At 46.4% G+C, this 17,324-nt stretch carries 18 protein-coding genes; 7 read left to right on the top strand and 11 right to left on the bottom strand.

Features of this window, described 5'->3' with window-relative positions:
* Positions 1-261 precede the first annotated feature (261 nt).
* Positions 262-963, bottom strand: coding sequence for a purine-nucleoside phosphorylase (deoD, locus tag PRUB_RS23335; RefSeq protein ID WP_010380169.1), 702 nt, complete (start codon positions 961-963; stop codon positions 262-264).
* A 17-nt stretch (positions 964-980) separates the two neighbouring features.
* Positions 981-2,195 (bottom strand): phosphopentomutase, encoded by a 1,215-nt coding sequence (locus PRUB_RS23330; RefSeq protein WP_040644737.1) that lies wholly within the window; start codon positions 2,193-2,195, stop codon positions 981-983.
* Positions 2,196-2,511: 316 nt separating this feature from the next.
* Between PRUB_RS23330 and udk the strand changes: the two genes are divergently transcribed.
* The gene (udk, locus tag PRUB_RS23325) at positions 2,512-3,141 is read left to right on the top strand and encodes a uridine kinase (RefSeq protein WP_010380165.1); all 630 of its coding nucleotides are present in this window, start codon (positions 2,512-2,514) and stop codon (positions 3,139-3,141) included.
* A 17-nt stretch (positions 3,142-3,158) separates the two neighbouring features.
* Entirely contained in the window at positions 3,159-4,382 is a 1,224-nt protein-coding gene (locus tag PRUB_RS23320) for a NupC/NupG family nucleoside CNT transporter (protein ID WP_010380163.1), read from the top strand.
* A 272-nt stretch (positions 4,383-4,654) separates the two neighbouring features.
* Here PRUB_RS23320 and PRUB_RS23315 read toward each other — a convergent pair whose 3' ends face one another.
* From PRUB_RS23315 to PRUB_RS23300, 4 genes are all read right to left on the bottom strand, one after another.
* Complete coding sequence (locus PRUB_RS23315) at positions 4,655-5,560, bottom strand: hypothetical protein (protein ID WP_010380161.1); 906 nt, start codon at positions 5,558-5,560, stop codon at positions 4,655-4,657.
* Entirely contained in the window at positions 5,557-6,354 is a 798-nt protein-coding gene (locus PRUB_RS23310) for a glycoside hydrolase family 25 protein (RefSeq protein ID WP_010380160.1), read from the bottom strand. Before PRUB_RS23310 ends, PRUB_RS23315 begins: the two co-directional genes overlap by 4 nt.
* A gap of 148 nt (positions 6,355-6,502) precedes the next feature.
* Entirely contained in the window at positions 6,503-6,754 is a 252-nt protein-coding gene (locus PRUB_RS23305) for a DUF2999 family protein (protein ID WP_010380158.1), read from the bottom strand.
* Positions 6,755-6,770: 16 nt separating this feature from the next.
* A complete protein-coding gene (locus tag PRUB_RS23300; protein ID WP_010380156.1) occupies positions 6,771-7,976 on the bottom strand; it encodes an RsmB/NOP family class I SAM-dependent RNA methyltransferase in 1,206 nt (401 codons plus the stop codon).
* A gap of 248 nt (positions 7,977-8,224) precedes the next feature.
* Between PRUB_RS23300 and PRUB_RS23295 the strand changes: the two genes are divergently transcribed.
* Together PRUB_RS23295 and PRUB_RS23290 are read left to right on the top strand one after the other, a co-directional pair.
* Positions 8,225-8,443: a hypothetical protein gene (locus tag PRUB_RS23295; RefSeq protein WP_010380154.1), complete on the top strand. Its 219-nt coding sequence runs from the start codon at positions 8,225-8,227 to the stop codon at positions 8,441-8,443.
* 264 nt (positions 8,444-8,707) lie between these two features.
* Positions 8,708-10,081 carry a hypothetical protein gene (locus PRUB_RS23290; protein WP_155946204.1) on the top strand — a complete coding sequence of 458 codons (1,374 nt, stop codon included), beginning with the start codon at positions 8,708-8,710 and terminating at the stop codon, positions 10,079-10,081.
* Between the two features lie 271 nt (positions 10,082-10,352).
* Here the strand turns inward: PRUB_RS23290 and PRUB_RS23285 are convergent, their stop codons facing one another.
* Complete coding sequence (locus tag PRUB_RS23285; RefSeq protein ID WP_010380151.1) at positions 10,353-10,541, bottom strand: hypothetical protein; 189 nt, start codon at positions 10,539-10,541, stop codon at positions 10,353-10,355.
* A 353-nt stretch (positions 10,542-10,894) separates the two neighbouring features.
* Between PRUB_RS23285 and PRUB_RS23280 the strand changes: the two genes are divergently transcribed.
* Positions 10,895-11,758, top strand: a complete 864-nt coding sequence (locus PRUB_RS23280; protein WP_010380149.1) for a bile acid:sodium symporter family protein — start codon at positions 10,895-10,897, stop codon at positions 11,756-11,758.
* A gap of 152 nt (positions 11,759-11,910) precedes the next feature.
* On the opposite strand, the gene PRUB_RS23275 is transcribed toward PRUB_RS23280, so the two are convergent.
* On the bottom strand, positions 11,911-13,353 hold the full coding sequence (locus PRUB_RS23275; RefSeq protein ID WP_010380147.1) for a chitinase: 1,443 nt from the start codon (positions 13,351-13,353) through the stop codon (positions 11,911-11,913).
* A 287-nt stretch (positions 13,354-13,640) separates the two neighbouring features.
* Here PRUB_RS23275 and PRUB_RS23270 point away from each other — a divergent pair, with 287 nt between their 5' ends.
* Both PRUB_RS23270 and PRUB_RS23265 read left to right on the top strand, forming a co-directional pair.
* Entirely contained in the window at positions 13,641-14,198 is a 558-nt protein-coding gene (locus PRUB_RS23270; protein ID WP_040644495.1) for a GNAT family N-acetyltransferase, read from the top strand.
* On the top strand, positions 14,198-15,532 hold the full coding sequence (locus tag PRUB_RS23265) for an NAD(P)/FAD-dependent oxidoreductase (RefSeq protein ID WP_010380145.1): 1,335 nt from the start codon (positions 14,198-14,200) through the stop codon (positions 15,530-15,532). The genes PRUB_RS23270 and PRUB_RS23265 overlap by 1 nt, the downstream gene beginning before the upstream one ends.
* Before the next feature lie 20 nt (positions 15,533-15,552).
* Here PRUB_RS23265 and PRUB_RS23260 read toward each other — a convergent pair whose 3' ends face one another.
* The 3 genes from PRUB_RS23260 to PRUB_RS23250 form a co-directional block, all read right to left on the bottom strand.
* Entirely contained in the window at positions 15,553-16,245 is a 693-nt protein-coding gene (locus PRUB_RS23260; RefSeq protein ID WP_010380143.1) for an SDR family oxidoreductase, read from the bottom strand.
* Positions 16,246-16,313: 68 nt separating this feature from the next.
* Complete coding sequence (locus tag PRUB_RS23255; protein WP_010380141.1) at positions 16,314-16,691, bottom strand: SpoIIAA family protein; 378 nt, start codon at positions 16,689-16,691, stop codon at positions 16,314-16,316.
* Between the two features lie 7 nt (positions 16,692-16,698).
* Positions 16,699-17,304, bottom strand: coding sequence for a LysE family translocator (locus PRUB_RS23250; RefSeq protein WP_010380139.1), 606 nt, complete (start codon positions 17,302-17,304; stop codon positions 16,699-16,701).
* Positions 17,305-17,324: the final 20 nt, after the last annotated feature.

The raw sequence follows: 17,324 nt of genomic DNA, 5'->3' as shown, positions 1-17,324 counted from the left end.
AATGCCAGCTGGGAATACTCAGTGACAAACTATTATCGAAACTGGCCTTTTATTTAGGTAGAGACATATATCACTGTCTCGCCTCCCGGGCGTACAAAGAAAGTGAATAGCAGCGGGATAGAGGGTAATAAAGCTGAGGGTAAAAAAAAGCCGCACTAAGTGCGGCTTTTTGGGTGTGATTCGCGTTGTTTTAGGCGTGTCTCCAAAACTCTGCGATTACGTTACCAAGGAACAGGGAGATCCTGGGCAGGACCAAATTCTTTAAATTGACTCAAGAGCAATTTTAACCATTTCATTAAACGTGCTTTGACGTTCTTCTGGTGGCGTTGCTTCGCCGGTGATTACGTGATCGCTCACCGTAAATAGCGCCATTGCTTTTGCACCATACTCGGCAGCAACACCGTACAGGCCAGCAGTTTCCATATCAACAGCCAGTACACCCAGCTTGTCTAGCTCAGGATAAAAGCTGCTGTCAGCCTGATAGAAAGTGTCAGTGGTGTATACATTACCTACTTTTGCTTCAATACCAAGGCGGCGTGCTGCGTTAACACCATTCTCAAGCAGACCAAAGTCAGCAATAGCCGCAAAATCAAAACCACGTACGCGAGCACGGTTGACGTTTGAGTCTGTGCTTGCACCTTGTGCAAAAATCACGTCGCGGATTTTAGTATCCTGGTTGATGCCACCACAGGTACCAATGCGAATTAAATTCTTAACACCAAAGCTGACAATCAGCTCACGAGCATAAATAGACATGGATGGAATACCCATACCAGAACCCATAATACTGACAGGCTTACCGTTATAAGTACCGGTAAAACCGAACATGTTGCGTACGTCCGTTACCTGACGTGCGTCTTGCAAAAAATTTTCAGCAATGTACTTGGCACGCAGTGGGTCCCCTGGCATTAGCACCGTTTCTGCAAAATCACCTGGGTTAGCATTAATATGCGGAGTACTCATAACATGTTTCCTTTAATTCAAGCCTTAGCGAGTTGGGCTGCAAAGCCGTCACCATAATCACAAGCAGATAAGTTAAACCACTGAGCCAGCGTCTGGCCCATATCTGCGAAGCTGTTTCTTTCACCTAACGGAGTATTGTTCATTCCATTGCGATACGCCAATACTGGCACGTATTCGCGGGTGTGGTCTGTGCCCGGTGCAGTCGGATCACAGCCGTGGTCCGCTGTAATTAACAGCAGATCATCGTCTTTTAATTGGTTAATGATGTTCGGTAAATAAGCATCAAACTGCGCCAGCGCCTCAGCATAACCAACCGCATTGCGGCGATGACCAAATTTTTCATCGAAATCCACCAGGTTAGTGAAAATCAAACTATGCTCCGGAGCGCTTTGCATGACTTCACTGGTTTTTTCCAGCAAATTCATCAGGCCAGGTGCTTTGTGCTTTTGCGTAATACCTTGATGCGCATAGATATCAGCAATTTTACCGATACTGATCACTTCACCACCGTCATTCGCCAGTTTGTCTAATACAGTCGGCGAGGGCGGTAACACTGAGTAATCACGTCGATTACCAGTACGAATAAAGTCGGCACTCGAAGTGCCTATAAATGGCCGCGCAATCACTCGCCCTATATTCATTTCATCAAGCAGTGCCCGTGCGATTTCACATACTTGATAAAGTTTGTCAAGGCCAAATGATTGCTCATGTGCGGCTATTTGAAACACGCTGTCAACTGAGGTGTAACAAATTGGCATGCCAGTTTTGACGTGCTCTTCACCCAGTTGCTCTAAAATGGTTGTGCCTGAGGCGTAGCAGTTACCCAAAATACCGGGAATGTCCGCACGCTTACACAACTCATCGATAAATTCTTGTGGGAAACAAGGCTGTGTATTCGGGAAATAACCCCATTCAAATAACACAGGTACGCCTGCCATTTCCCAGTGCCCAGACGGCGTATCTTTACCGCTGGATAATTCTTTTGCGTAACCCCATGCAGCTTGCGGTTCAATATGCTGTGCAACTTCGCAGGCTTCTTTACCTGCGGCTTCACATGCTGCAATAAGTCCAAGCTTACTTAAATTAGGTAAAGATAAAGCTTCACCTTTTTCTTGCTTATATGCTGCTAATAGATGAGCCAGGGTATTGGCACCAGCATCTCCAAACTTCTCGGCATCGGGTGCTGCCCCAATCCCTAAGCTGTCTGCCATTAATATGATTGCTCTTGCCATAATTTACCTCTCATCTATTTATTCTGACGCACAACGATTTTGTTTTTAGGTCGTGATTACTCGTCAGAGGGTGTTACTTTATTTGTAGCCCAAATTAACGTACAGGACATAAGTCCGCTGTCATAAAAGCATAACAAAAATCCATTTGTCCCCATATTAATTAAATTTCAACACTAATTGGACCAGCGGACATAAGTCCTGTTTTGTTATAACCAAAACAATTAAATTTGCTCCTTAAGCGAGGCAAAAGAGATTAATCGTGTCTTTTTTGCTATTGTGATCTTCCAACATTAGCAACTGCTGGGTGTGAACTTTAGTGACACGAACAATTATAGCCATCGCCGGCGCATCTGCGTCCGGTAAGTCTCTTTTTAGTCAAACTATTTATAACGAATTAGTAAACGAACTTGAGTCGGGTGCCATCGCCGTTATAGAAGAAGACGCCTATTATAAAGATCAATCGCATTTGCCGTTTGAACACAGAACTCAAACGAACTATGACCATCCGGATGCGTTTGAACATGCGTTAATGAAAGAGCACCTGACGCAACTGCGTCAAGGTAGGTCTGTACAAGTACCGACTTACGACTATGCTCAACATACACGCAGTAGTGAGACACGCACGGTAAACCCGGCAAAGATTTTAGTCGTTGAAGGGATCTTACTGTTAAGCGATCCAGCATTAATCGAAGAATTTGATATCAAGGTGTTTATTGATACGCCGCTTGATATCTGTCTGCTGCGAAGAATGCAACGAGACATAGAAACTCGCGGTAGAAGTATCTCTTCGGTGGTTGAGCAATATCAGGCAACGGTAAGACCTATGTTTTACCAATTTATTGAGCCTTCAAAGCACAATGCCGACTTGGTCGTTACCCGTGGCGGTATGAATCGCGTTGCGATTGATATTATTAAAAGTAAAATAAAATATTTACTGCAAGAATAATACGGGAACAATCTGGCATGACAACAATAATGAGCTTAGTCGGCATGTTAATGCTACTAGCCATCGCCTACGCAGCTTCCACCAAGCGTAGTGCCATTAATTATCGAACCGTGGGTATCGCATTTATCATGCAAATACTCATTGGTGGCTTCGTACTCTTCGTAGAAGCCGGTAAAAACGCGCTAGCGGCTATGTCGAAAGCGGTTTCATCTGTGATCGGCTATGCCAATGACGGGATCAGCTTCCTGTTTGGCCCATTGGCTGGTGCGGACAACATAGGGTTTATTTTTGCGATCCAGGTACTCCCTGTGATCGTATTTTTCTCAGCCTTGGTCGGTGTGTTGTATCACATTGGCATTATGGAGTGGATCATCAAAATCTTAGGGGGTGGTCTACAAAAGCTGCTCAAAACGTCCAGACCAGAGTCTTTGTCAGCAACGGCAAACATCTTCGTAGGACAAACTGAGGCACCTTTAATTGTAAAGCCTTTTATCCCTAAGATGACCCAGTCAGAACTGTTTGCCGTAATGGTAGGTGGTTTGGCGACAGTAGCAGGCTCTGTCATGGCAGGCTATGTTGCTATTGGGGTTGAATTAAAGTACCTGATTGCAGCCAGCTTTATGGCGGCGCCAGGCGGTTTCCTGATGGCCAAAATGATTGTGCCGGAAACCGAAAAGCCAAAAGAAAATCTCGCAGAGGTTGATAGCGGCGACGACAAGCCGGTTAATGTGATCGATGCAGCAGCAGCTGGCGCGTCAAGCGGTATGCACCTGGCACTGAATGTCGGTGCAATGTTACTGGCTTTTGTGGCACTGATTGCACTATTAAACGGGTTACTTGGTGGCATTGGTGGGATGTTTGACCATCCAACACTGACACTACAAGAGATTTTAGGCTATGTATTTGCTCCGGTTGCCTGGATGTTAGGCGTACCTTGGGCAGAAGCCACTCAGGCAGGCAGCTTTATCGGCCAGAAACTGGTTGTGAACGAGTTTGTTGCTTACCTGGACTTTATGAATTATCGCGACACGTTAAGTGAGCACACACAAGCGATTGTCACATTCGCGTTATGTGGATTTGCTAACTTGTCATCGATAGCCATCTTACTAGGCGGATTGGGCGGTATGGCGCCGAGTCGAAGAAAGGATATCGCACGCTTAGGGCTCAGGGCGGTTTTAGCAGGGTCTATGGCTAACCTAATGAGCGCAGCAATTGCAGGGTTTTTCCTCTCGCTAGCTTAGAAACTTAATGAGATAAGCCTCAGTTGCAAAACAATTGGTTGGTTGCTTTAAGGGGTTAGAGTAACCAAACTAACTTGAACGATACTTCACCAAAGGGCCTTTATGGCCCTTTTATCGTTTCTATACGATCATACCAATTTCACTTAATACCTGGTCTATTTGAAGGAGCAAATATGACGCTAACAGCGTTAAAAACTTCTCATTTAGAACAACTAAATAGCAAAATTTTTGCCTTGTTATCGACTATATTTTCTCGCCTCAAAATAGAACACTTAATTAAGCAAATTGGTATCACTTCTTTTTGCTATCCGGTAAGTTTCCTGTGCATGCAGGTAAAGTCCCTTCACTATGCGAAAGAACCCCCAAACAAGCAATAATGGCATTAAGATCAAGTCAAACAGATTCACCGCCAGTGTACTCACTAAATAATGCGACAACGCGTTCTGCTGATACCTGACATGCTTAGGCGATACTTTTTCCAATTCATGAATGCTCGACTCCGCTTTGTCTTTTAATGACGCTTTATTTTGTCCATGTGTGACATCCTGATGGTATTGCAACAACGCTGTACGACCCGTGGTTTTATAGCTGGCACTCACAGAATGACTAATAGCACCACTGATATGAATAGCATAGGGCAACATCAGATGTAGCAATACAAAAGCCAACAATAGTCCTTCACATATTCGTTTAAAAACAGCACATAGCACCACAGGCAAAGCAAATAACTCAGCGCATAACCAAACCATCGCGCCAGTTAACGTGACAATCAGCAGCGGCATAGCAATGACATGTGCAGCCTCACTGAGCAACGACAGTATCTCTACAGCAACCAATGAGGCAAGGTTCAGATTAATGCCTTGCTGCAAGTAATGTGTCACTGTCGCAATCATGTTACCGACATCAACCTTAAACTCGGCAATAAATGACACGCCCACCTGGCTGCTTTCCACCACTTTGAGTAGCCCGTTAATCTCTGCCAGATAAAACAAATCGTCCAGCGCCTGCGCTTCAACATGATGCAGGTATGCCTGATTGCTCAGGTATACGGCATCCGGTTGATGCTGCCAGTCATGATAATGGATCACCGCAAGGGTAAGAAAAATAACTACCACCAGTAGTAGCAGAGCCCGCATCACCGTGTGCTCGTGTTGCCAAAGCTGTTTCGCAAAGTTCATGATTTTGCTCCCATACTTGTGCACTTCATGGTATCCAGTCCCGATTCACCCGCTATTACCACATCCACATCTACTGAAGTGACCACACCCGAAACTTGGCCTGAATCTGAATATTGCCATAACCACCAGGCGCTTGCTTGCTGAGGGACACTTGGGCTCTCGGCATAATCCGCCAGCCACAGAGGTTGGTTGGCAAATTGAGCCGATAAGTTCTCTTGCCAAAAATCACCATAGCTATACAAAATGGTTTCGCACCCTGTTCGCTGCTTCACGGCTTCCATAAACTGCGCAACCCCATTGCTGATCTGTTGCGGTGTACGATTACTGGTGATCTCCACATCCAACATGGGCATCAGTGTCAATTCCAGCCCCTGCAGGGTTGCCATAAAGTTATCGACCTGCTTAGTGGGGTCATCGTCCGGTTCAAAGAAGTGATATGCCCCCACTTGTAAGCCCGCTGACAGTGCCCCTTTAAAATGAGTATAGAATTGTGGATCTCGATAGGTCATGCCATCAGTAGCTTTGATATAAACGAACTGTACACCTGCTTGCGAAACTTGCTGCCAATCCACCGTCCCCTGATAGTGTGACACATCGATCCCTAACAGGGCTTTTGCATTAGGATCACTGAGATATTGCTGAAGATTTTTCGGAAAAAGAACATCATTCGACGCACCATCTTGCTGAGCAGGCGGCATAAATCCGGGCCGAAAGAAAAAAAACAAACAGGCAATGGCCATAAACAGCACAAATACCATAGGGGAATCGTGTTCGAGTGTTTTGCTGGAAAGCATTCAGTGTCCTTCTCTAAAATAATTGCTACCAAGCGAATAGCATCTAGTTTAGTCAAAGGAAATGAGTTTGTCTGACGGGGGATTTAAAAAAGCAAGGGAACAGACTGGCCGGTCATTATGTCCGGCCAGCAAACATATGTGGTATGAGTTACTGTTTAAGCTGCGCCTTTGCCTGCTCGACTTTATCGTAATCAAGGCCCAGTTCCTGAACCGCTTCTTTGATCAGACCCGGATTTTGCATCACCAGGGCCATTAGCTGTTGCAGTTTTTCAGGTGGGATATTGAGTTGCTGAACAACCGCCATAGCCATCAACGGGTTTTCGGTCAGCGCCTGAAATACCTCGTTGATTTTTTCGTCACTGATGTTGTGCTCTTTGAGTAAGGCAATAATGGGATTCATATGTTTTTGTCCTATTTTAATCTTGTGGTAGTTCGTTACGGCACAATACGGCGCCATAAAATCCGTCAAACTCTGAGTTTATCCCCGGCAGCAAACTCAGTTCCTGTTGCAAAGTCCAGTCAGGGTTTGCATCTAAAAACTGTGCGATCTGCTGCTGGTTTTCTACCGGCAGTACGGAGCAGGTTGCATACACCAGTTTGCCACCCGGACGACACATCTGGCTATATCGTTGTAACAGATCGGCCTGAAGTGCAATCAAGTCATCAATGCTTTGCTCGCTAAGATGCCATTTGCTATCTGGATTGCGGCGCAACACACCGGTCCCGGAGCATGGTACATCAAGTAATACCCGGTCAAACTTATCTTTGAGGCGTTTGATGGTTTTATTGTTTTTAATCGCCCTCGTCTCAATCATATGGCAGCCGGCACGCTTTGCCCGCTTTTTAAGCGTATCCAGCTTGTGCTGATGAATGTCCATCGATAGCAAACGGCCTTTATTCTTCATTAAGGCTGCAAGATGTAAGCTTTTACCGCCAGCCCCCGCACACGCATCAACCACTTTCATGCCTGGCGCAACATCCAGTAACGGCGCAATTTGCTGAGAGCCGGCATCCTGCATTTCACACTCTCCAGCCTGGAATGCGCTAGATTTAAATAGCTTATCTACCGCCTGAATGACCAGCGCATCAGGCAGCGTAGCAGAAACGCGCTCACAGGAGATCTGCTCACGCTCCAATTTACTGGCCAGGGCATCTGCCGAGGTTTTTAAGGTATTGGCTCTAACATAATAGCCAGGCGCGCGATTTAATGCTTCAGCGATCTGAGGCCATTGCTGACCAAGCTGAGAGCTGCCCAGAGCATCCAGCCAATCGGGATAGCTCAGCTGAATGGCTTGTGACGCTGTGTCCAGTCGGGTTAACAGCTCTGCCTTTGAAAGGTTCCGCATTTCTGGCCAATCGGGGATTGGCTTATCGTTGAGTAACTGAAAAGCCTGCCACACAGGCCAGAAATCCTGTTCGCTGGCATCACTGACATGGGCCAACTTGCGAATAAAACGGACCAGGTCATACAGTGTCGTAACAAAATACGCTTTGTCTTCACGACGCCAGTGGGGGTTGTCGTGTAAGTGGTGCTGAATAACTTTGTCAGCATATAAAGATTGTTGGAATATTCCGTTAAATGCGGTGTGTAAAGTACTGATAAGTTGACGATCAACGGTCACGCGGTGTTCTCTGCCTGCAAATATTGAATAACAATTGTAGCGCTTTTATGCGGCTCAAACCACTGATGGATGCAGCGTCTGCGCTTCAATGTGAGTTGGCAGTTCCCAGTTCTGTTCAGAGCACTAACAAAACCAAAAAATTAACAATAAAAACACATTGACAACACCAAATCTAGATGTCAGATTAGCTGTACCCGCAGTAGGAAATTCTTGGGTATACGATTTAAATCAATAACTAAGGAATTGTTATGAAGCTACAAGTAAAAAAGTCTAATCTGAAATCTCTATCTCAATCCCTGCAACTTAACCTGGCTCAGACACCCAATGTGGCCGGTGGTCAGGTTGAACCAAACAGCAGCTATCCAACTTATCGTAACTGCCCTCCTCCGGGTGATTCGATGGACTGTGCAACTGCACCGGCACAGGGAATGATTTGTGTGATCACAGGTCCCTGCGGCGACTTCTAAGCCCAAAAATAGTTAAAACTAACAAAGGCAGGGCTGATCTGCAGCCTGCCTTAATGCACCTGTTGCCACACGGACTTGCCCGCCGGTTACAAAAAAAAACAAATCAAACAACTTTGAACACAAACCAACCAACCCTGAACACAAATCAAACAACTTTGAATACAAATCAAGCACCCTGTCCATAAGACAAGTACATGCGAAGCTTGTTAGAATGCAATTGGCACTAATATGTTCAAAAACAAAAATTTATCAATTGGAGATAAGATGAAATATAAAGGACTTTTTGTCGCTGTCAGTGCAGCATTGACACTCGCGGCGTGTGGCGGTTCATCAAACGATAACTCGGTTGCAAGCAAGAAACAACAACCAAAACCCATTACCTCAACACCAACGCCAGACAAGCCTGCCCCCGTATTTTCGGTGACGACAAGACTGATCGCTTGCCCAAGCGGTTACATGAAAGAACCTGCAATCGCAGAAGTGGTTTTTCATAATGCCAGTGGCAAGGCCATCTCTAGTGTAACAACAGGACAAGATGGTAAACTGACGCAGGCCCTGCCAGAAAACACACATCATGTTTCATTAATCGCTAATAGTGCGAATAATAATAATCATGTGCCAACTCAGCTAGTTACATTGCTGGATGTTACTAACACAGATTATGGCATCATCGGATTTGACCTACAGCTACCCTGTGAATTGCCCACAAAAGAATTTGATCTCAGTGCACTTGCTGCCAGCCAGCCTGATTACTATATAAGCGGTCTTATAGGCGACGAAATGTCGCTACAAGACCCGGTAACTGACATAACATATATTGAAGCTGGGAGTAAAAATAGGATCATGCACATCAGTAACGAAGACTACAGTGATGTGCGTGGCGGTCTGTTCAGCCTGGAAGGCGAAGGGCCGCTTGAGTTAACTGATGAAGCATTTGATAGCCCGGGTGTAAGAGTCAATCTCGCCGATCTGCCTTTATCAAAAATAGACAGTATTAACTCACGCGTACTCCTGACGTCATTCAATGACAGTGAGCAACTCAGCGTGCAATATCTAACTGGTCCTAATTACCGTCACAAGTATATTTTTCCTGAACTTGCGACCAAAAGCTACGCATATAACTCTATTTCCAAGCGCGCAGTATTGCCCGGCTTTGATATGTTCACCCGTTCTGCCACTGTGCATACCATTGACGATGACGGTCAGCCCAGCGAAACCGCACCGCTGCTGTATGACGCAGCACTGCAAAACGCCTTTATGCAGTTTGCACAATCCATGGCCCAGCAAAGCAATGGCAACCTGTTCGAGTATGACTTCTCCAACGTTGATGATCGCATCAACATGATCGGCATCACATTGCGCTGGGAAGATACCGCTAATGGCGAAGTTAAATGGGAAATACGAACTAAACCCCAGGCAGCGATCCCCAACTTTGAGTTTGGCACTGCCATCGATACCACTATCAATACCGTAGAAAGCTTTGAGCTGAACCTGGATGTGAATGCATGGAATTTTACAGGGGAATTTGATGCCCTAAGACAGGAGTTGCAAAAAGCGGCAGCTGGAAATACATACATAGATACTTCGCTCTTAGAAGGGGCAGCCGCTTATAGTTTTAAAATTGAAACGCCTGAGTAATAACTATATAGCTGAACACAGTAATTTTTATTAATTTTCAGCGCCTATAGCACGCTAGATATAAAAATGGCCTGTCTGGGAACAGGCCATTTTTACTTTACTTGCAAAGCGTGCTAATCAAAAACATAGAAAAAGTTTGCCGCGTTTATTTTTTGAGCATTCTCGGGACCACAAACAACTGGATCATGTAAATACACTTTCATTCTTTTCCCTGAAGCAAATGCCATCAGCAAAGTGGAGTAGAATTTTTCAGGATCAGTTGCATCACTCGTCAAAAAGAAGAGCTTTTTTTATCACCACATTGGCTAACATCAGCTTCGGTGGTGAAAAAAGTTGAATTGGTGCCATATTGGCCCACTGATGTGATCTTAGTTGGTGCAGTCCAACCCGCGGCGAATGCGAAAGCATTAAAAAACAAAAGACTCATTCCAAAGGCCAACTTTAATCTTGCGAATTTCATCACTTTATTTCCCCTATATTTATCTGTATTTCATCGGGCTCAACCATAGATGAGCAGGCGCTGTTAGCCTACGGCCAGGAAGTCCAGTTTAACCCGGTTGCCGGGCAAAATAGCGACCATTATGATAATAATAGGCATGGATACAGCTGTTTTGAAGCATTCAACGCATGCAGTCCAATGCTGCGCCTGAACCTGGCAACATTGTCTCCTTTAAATTTTCCACCGCAGTTCAGCTTAATGCCTCTGCAATATCGTCATACGCACTTCACATCCTACCTGTACAAAATACCTGTGACGGCATATCACATCCGTTGTTAAGATTAAGCTGAGTCAGGCCAAACAAGGACAAAAAAATGCCATCTGCTTTAATTGAAATAGGCTTACCCATTGCGCTCATACTGATCATGGCTGGCGTCGGCCTGAGTCTGACACGTGCAGATTTTCAACGCGTCTACCATCAGCCCAAAAGCTTCTTCATCGGTGCAATTTGCCAGCTTATTTTGCTCCCTGTGCTTGCTGTTGCCACCATTGCACTGACCGGGTTAAGTGGCGAACTGGCCATTGGCTTATTTATTCTGGCCTTATGCCCCGGTGGTACAACGTCCAATCTTTACACGTATTTGGCGAAGGGAGATGTTGGTCTGTCAGTATCTTTGACCGCTGTGGTTGGCTTTATAACCCCTTTTACCCTTCCGTTTCTGGCTGCCTGGGCAATCGGTTATTACGGGCAAGACAACACCTTGATAGAATTTCCGGTCCTCAAGGCCTGGTTACAACTTATTGTGGTTGGAGTAGTCCCAGTACTCATAGGCATGGCCATCAATAACAAGTGGCCTGAATTTGCAAAAAAAGCCAGCCCGTATATCAGCCGTTTCTCTGTCGCAGTATTGCTTTTGGTGATTATCAGTATCTGCATCAAGCTAGAGGACAAACTTGTCGATTATCTGGTTATGGCAGGACCTGCAGTGATCGCATTGAATCTGGTTTCTATGCTCGCAGGGTTTATTGTGGCCCGCACTTTTTTGCATCAAGTGATGCAAACTCGCACCATCACACTGGAAGTCGGATTGCAAAATGGTACGCTCGCTTTGTTGGTAACAACAGGCTTACTGGGGAATGAAGTGATGTCTATTGCACCGAGCATTTACAGCTTGTTTATGTTTGTCAGTGCAGGCTTATTTACTGCATGGGCGATTAAAACGCATGACACCCCCTGACCCCAAAATCAGAGGACGAATGTTAAGCGCGGTGACAGAGATTGTATGTAGCAGCAAGATTCACATTGATGTCATCATTCACACAAAAAGGCCTGCATTAATCGCAGGCCTTTAATCTTGAATGTGTTCACGAGCTTTCAGCTGTGAGCAGCTTATTGTGCCGCAGGCACTAGCTCCCAGGGGCCTGTCCCGTTTGGCTCGTCACCACGAGTCCACCACTTGGCAACATACACTTTGCCATTAAAGCTGGCTTTATCACCTTGTAAATAAACCTTATTTGCCTCCCACGCAGCCACGTTGTCTACAGGCGGCTTATCATCCGGCGGCGGTAGATTGTCAACGACAGTGACAACCGGCCAACCAGTATGAGAGCCATAGAAGTTTGTCACACATTTCTCATAATCGCCTTCAACAAGCGCAGAGTAGGCAGTCTGATAGCCTACCAGCTTACATTCAAACGAGAATCCACCAGGACGATCAGCGTAGTACTCCCAGTTTGCTTCCCAGTTGGTGTAAAGCACTTCACCGGCACCATCCAGATTCAAACTGCCAAATGGCGTTTGTTGCCAGCAAGTGTTTTCCTCATCACTTTCTACCGGGATATTGTAATAGTGAGACAACCCCTCCCAGTAGCGAATACGATTAACTGGCTGGCCTTTATTTCTGTTGTGCTCGCCACACTCGATACCACCATTGATGACGTTAATTGTGGTACCAAAGCCATAACCAATGCCAGCATTCAGCTCAGTCTGGGACGGCACCCAGGTACGGTCGATCACGTGTAACATAGCCGGTTTTGGTGCCTGAGGTGTCAGGAAAAACCAGATAGCAGAAGCCAGGTTAAGCCAGGAGTCAGCAACCAGGGCTGGGTTATTTAGCAACACGGTCGCGTCACCGTCGAACATTGCCTCAGAGAACATGCCATAGTTAAAGTGATAAGATAACTGCTTGGCACCACGACCGAAGTAACCCTGGCCATCAGCACAGGGCCAGCGGCGATTTTGCCAGTCATTTTGACCACACCCAGTGGTGTAACCGGGTTGACCTTCTGACCAGCCCATTTCGCGAACATGGACCAGTGCCTGCTGCCATTCTTCCAGGCGTAGTGGATTGTCTGACACATTATCCGTTGAAATATGACCGCCCGTTTCCTGAGCAAAGTGTGCAAATGCAGTGACGATAGACTTTTTACAAATGGCATCCGCATTACGGCCGTCAGTGTAATCACCACAAAAAGCAGGAAACTTACCAATTGCGCGTAAAAAGCGGGTATAGGTATACTCAGGCGCCGCCATTTGAGTCAAAAAATCCCACTCACTTTGACCAAATACTCGCTCTACACGTTTTACATTGTCGGGGTTACTGGCTGCACCAGGAACAATTGCATCAACAATCGTATTGCTGCGTGTTTGCAATGCCTTTGCCCAGACCGCATACATGGGATTGGCAGTCAGCGTTGATTCAGCGGCCTGAAGACCTGCGCGGTCTAGTAAATAAGCGCCAGCGTTATTGGGGTCGGGCTGTACATTGAGGGCCAAAGCGGGCGCACTCAGGCTCCCGATCACTGCCAGACTGACAAAGTTTAGTTTATTCATAGGACATCCTTTACATGTTGTTGTGTTGTGGGACACTCTGTGAGCATCCCGATTTAGTTTATTATCGTTCTTGTAAACAGCCTGCCAAAAAAGATCATTGCAACATCTACATCAGACATACTGTTGTCACAATTATTACCAAGATGACATCGCTGTCAACAACAGTTGAGCATAAAACACACTAATTTCGTACCTATTTTGTACAAGTTTTTTTGAACAGCTTTGTTTTCAATTGAGAAATGCTGCAAAATGACCTCCTTGTAAATGACACTTGGCAATCGCATATGATCTCAATCCTCCCTCTCAACACAACGCATTATCCAGCGGTAATCGAACTCGGTAACCTGGTCCATGGAGAGAATTACATTGATCTGGAGGGCATAAGAATGATGCATCAACGAGGCACTCAACATGGCCTGAACGCCTCTTTCATAGCTGTTGACGAGTCACACAGAGTTGTTGGGTTCAGAACCGCTTACAGCGCTGGCCAGTGGCCAATTGATAAATGGTGTTCGACAACGCTCTGGCCAGTTGACCCAATGCAGATGGCGTACTTTAAATGTATTGCAATTCACCCGGAAGCACAGGGACAGGGGGTTGGACCCAAGTTACTCAAAGCGTCTGTTGACGTGCTGAAACAGCAGGGGGCTAAAGCAGGTGTAGCGCATCTGTGGATGCAAAGCCCAGGTAATGCTGCTGTAAAATATTTCTCCAAAGCCGGGGGCAAGCTTATCAAAGCCCACGATGATCGCTGGCTCGATCTTTCGCTCTACGAAGGATATTGCTGTTCAGTTTGTGGCGATGAATGCCATTGTCAGGCAGCTGAAATGGTACTGGAGTTCTAATGCATACTTTTGACCCTCTCCATGCTCCTCACTGTCAGGGACAAGCATTCGCTCCCAGCTATTGGGCCGAGACTCAGCCCCTGCCGGTCGCAAACTCCGCGCCACAGGCTTCTGAACATTTTGACGTGGCCATCATTGGTGGTGGCTTTAGTGGATTGTTAAGTGCTTACTATTTGGCCCACATATATCAACAGAAGGTATGTGTGCTTGAAGCCAATCAGGTTGGCTTCGGCGCGAGCGCTCGAAATGCAGGATTTGCGCTACCTGGCTCAGGGCGACTTGGCTATGCTGATTATGCAAAACGCTGGGGAATAGACGTCAGCCGCGGCATTTATGATGAATTTCAGGGCGGGGTGAATAGGGTCCGATCGCTAATTGAAGCGCATCACATAGACTGTGATGTACAAGCATCCGGCTATCTTAAAATTGCACATAATGCTCAGGCTTATAACAACTTGCAAAGCGCTGCACAGTTTATCTCAGATAATTTTGGCGATGATGCGAGCCAGCTGCTCAGCCGCGAGGCACTGGAAGCGCAATTCATGTTAAATCACCATGCGCATGGTGCTATGCGCTATGAAAATGGCTTTGGTTTGCACCCGCTCAAACTGTTACTTGGTTACCGCGACATGGCTATCAAGGCTGGAGTAACTTTATTTGAGCACAGTCTTGTCAGCGAGGTTAAACATGGCCAGCGCCACCAGCTGAGTGTTAACGATCACACCATCAGCGCTGATAAGCTGCTGTATACAGGTAACGCATACAATAACAAACACAGCCACCCATTGATTAACAATCGCTACCTGCCGATCCTCAGCAGTATCTTTGTGACACGCCCGCTCAGCAATGACGAGCTAACCCAAACGGGCCTGAAAACTCATCAGGTCGTCATGGATACCCGCAGGCTTAAATATTACTACCGGTTGTTGCCAGATAATCGTCTGTTATTCGGTGGCCGAGGTGCTGTTTTCGCCAAAGATCAACACAAAACCAAGTACCTTACTCATTTAAAATCGGCCCTGGCCGAGTGCTTCCCCAGCCTCACAGATATAGCACACGACTATTACTGGCACGGCTATATCGCCGCGGCACTGGATGATATGCCACACATCTTTTTTGAAGAGAATGTCGGGTATATTTTGGGTTACTGTGGATCAGGGGTGTCATTCAGCTCACAAGCAGGCTACCGACTTGCGCAACTGACCATGCAGGATAAAGTGCCTGACTTACCGCTTTATCAGCGGCCTTTACCCAAAATCCCCTTTCCACAACTCCGCCGTTTTGGCCAGCTCGGTTACTATCACCTGGCACAAATTCAGGACAAGTTTTCATAAAAGCGTAACTGGTACAGGGTCTACCAGGGAATGGCAAGTCCCTGGTAATCATAAAATCCACCACTTTGCGCTTCGTGAAGCTCATCCAGCACTTGTTTGAGCCCTTGTGCAGACTCTTCGGCTGAAATCAGTGCGTTGGGGCCACCCATATCGGTTTTTACCCAGCCAGGGTGCAGTGCTACCGTTTTGATCCCTTCAGGCAGCAGGTCATTTGACAGACTCTTTACCACGGAGTTTAGGGCTGCTTTCGAGCTACGATAAATGTAACCACCCCCTTTGGTGTTATTCGTCATGCTGCCGACTTTAGATGACAGCACAGCGAATGTTTTTCCCTCACCTCGCTTAAGATGCGCGCTAAACGCCTCGGCCAGCTTTAAAGGGGCAATCACATTGACTTCCATCACATGCTTCCACTGCTCGACATCACAGTCACCAAAGTCATAGCCTTTTGGGCCATAAATCCCGGCATTATTAATAACTAAATCAATGGGCGTTTCACTGAGCGATTTAGCCAGTTTATTCATTTGCTCATACTGGGTAACGTCCAGCGCAAATATTTGCAAATGGCTAAATTGCTGCTCAAGTTGCCACAATGCCTCAGCAGATTGCGGCGTCCTGCAACTTGCCATTACTCGCCAGCCTTGCTCAAGATAAAGCTTTGCGAGCGCAAGCCCTATCCCCCGATTTGCACCTGTGATAAAAAGTGTGTTCATAAGTTTATTTCAGCCTTTAACTAACGCCTCACAGACCATTATATATGGTTCGCTCTCGCAGAGACCACTTACTTTGTTAACCATGACAAGGCTTGCGTTTTTTCCTCAAAATAACGAGACTCACCTTCAACAAACCAGTTACCCACTTTGGCTGCAAGTTTTTGCCAGCGACTGTTACCCAGCACCGCAATTTTGTAAAAGTCATGACTGTGTCGCAGTGCCAGAGCGACATCATCCCAGGCAGCATGAAGGTCCCAGCCCTCAAACTCAGTGACATCCACCAACACCCTGATTTTCTGACCAACAGCCGCTCTCAATGCGCTATCTATCACAGCTTTAATGGCCATATAATCAGCGTGACTGACCTTACCCAGTGCTTTGAAGCTCATTAGCAGATCGCCATTTAACCGTTCAGTATCTACGGAGATTGAATGAAAGCGCTCCATGGCAGTCTCAGCTAAGAAGGTGGGTTGTACTAATCCAAATTAGCAGACAGGTTAACAAAAAGGCAAAAAATAAACGTAAATTACGCAATTGTGTTGGCGTTTTAATGAAACGGTGCAGTACGCCGCCAAGCATCAGCCACAAGCTATCCACTACAATAGCAATGATAAAGCAGGTGATAGCAGCCAACATAGCTCCCGTCACCGGACTGACATCAGGCACACTGTTATTGGCAAAAATTGCGATACAGGCCGCGTAGGCCTTGGGGTTTAACAGGTTCAAAATAAACCCATCCCGAAACCCTACTTCACTGCCCGCAATGTCCGACAGACCGCTATGGTTGTTGGCAATTTTATATGCGACATAAAACAAGTAAACAATGGCCGCTATCTGACAAACAGCGCTAAGGTTGGGGTAACTCAACAACAGTGCGCCTAAACCCGTCGCAGCCGCAACAATAGCGACCAGCAAGCCCAGCAGAATACCAGATAGAAATGGCACGCCACGCCGAGCACCTGAACTGGCTCCAACCGCAGCCAGTGCCAATGGAGCGGGCCCGGGAGAGCCAAGTAACAAGGCCGTTGTCAGGGCTATTGAAAATAACACTTCATACATATTTTTCGTTCCTTAAAAAG

This window comes from Pseudoalteromonas rubra (assembly GCF_000238295.3).
GTDB classification, from domain to species: domain Bacteria; phylum Pseudomonadota; class Gammaproteobacteria; order Enterobacterales; family Alteromonadaceae; genus Pseudoalteromonas; species Pseudoalteromonas rubra.
This window is presented reverse-complemented; position numbering and strand designations above follow the sequence as displayed.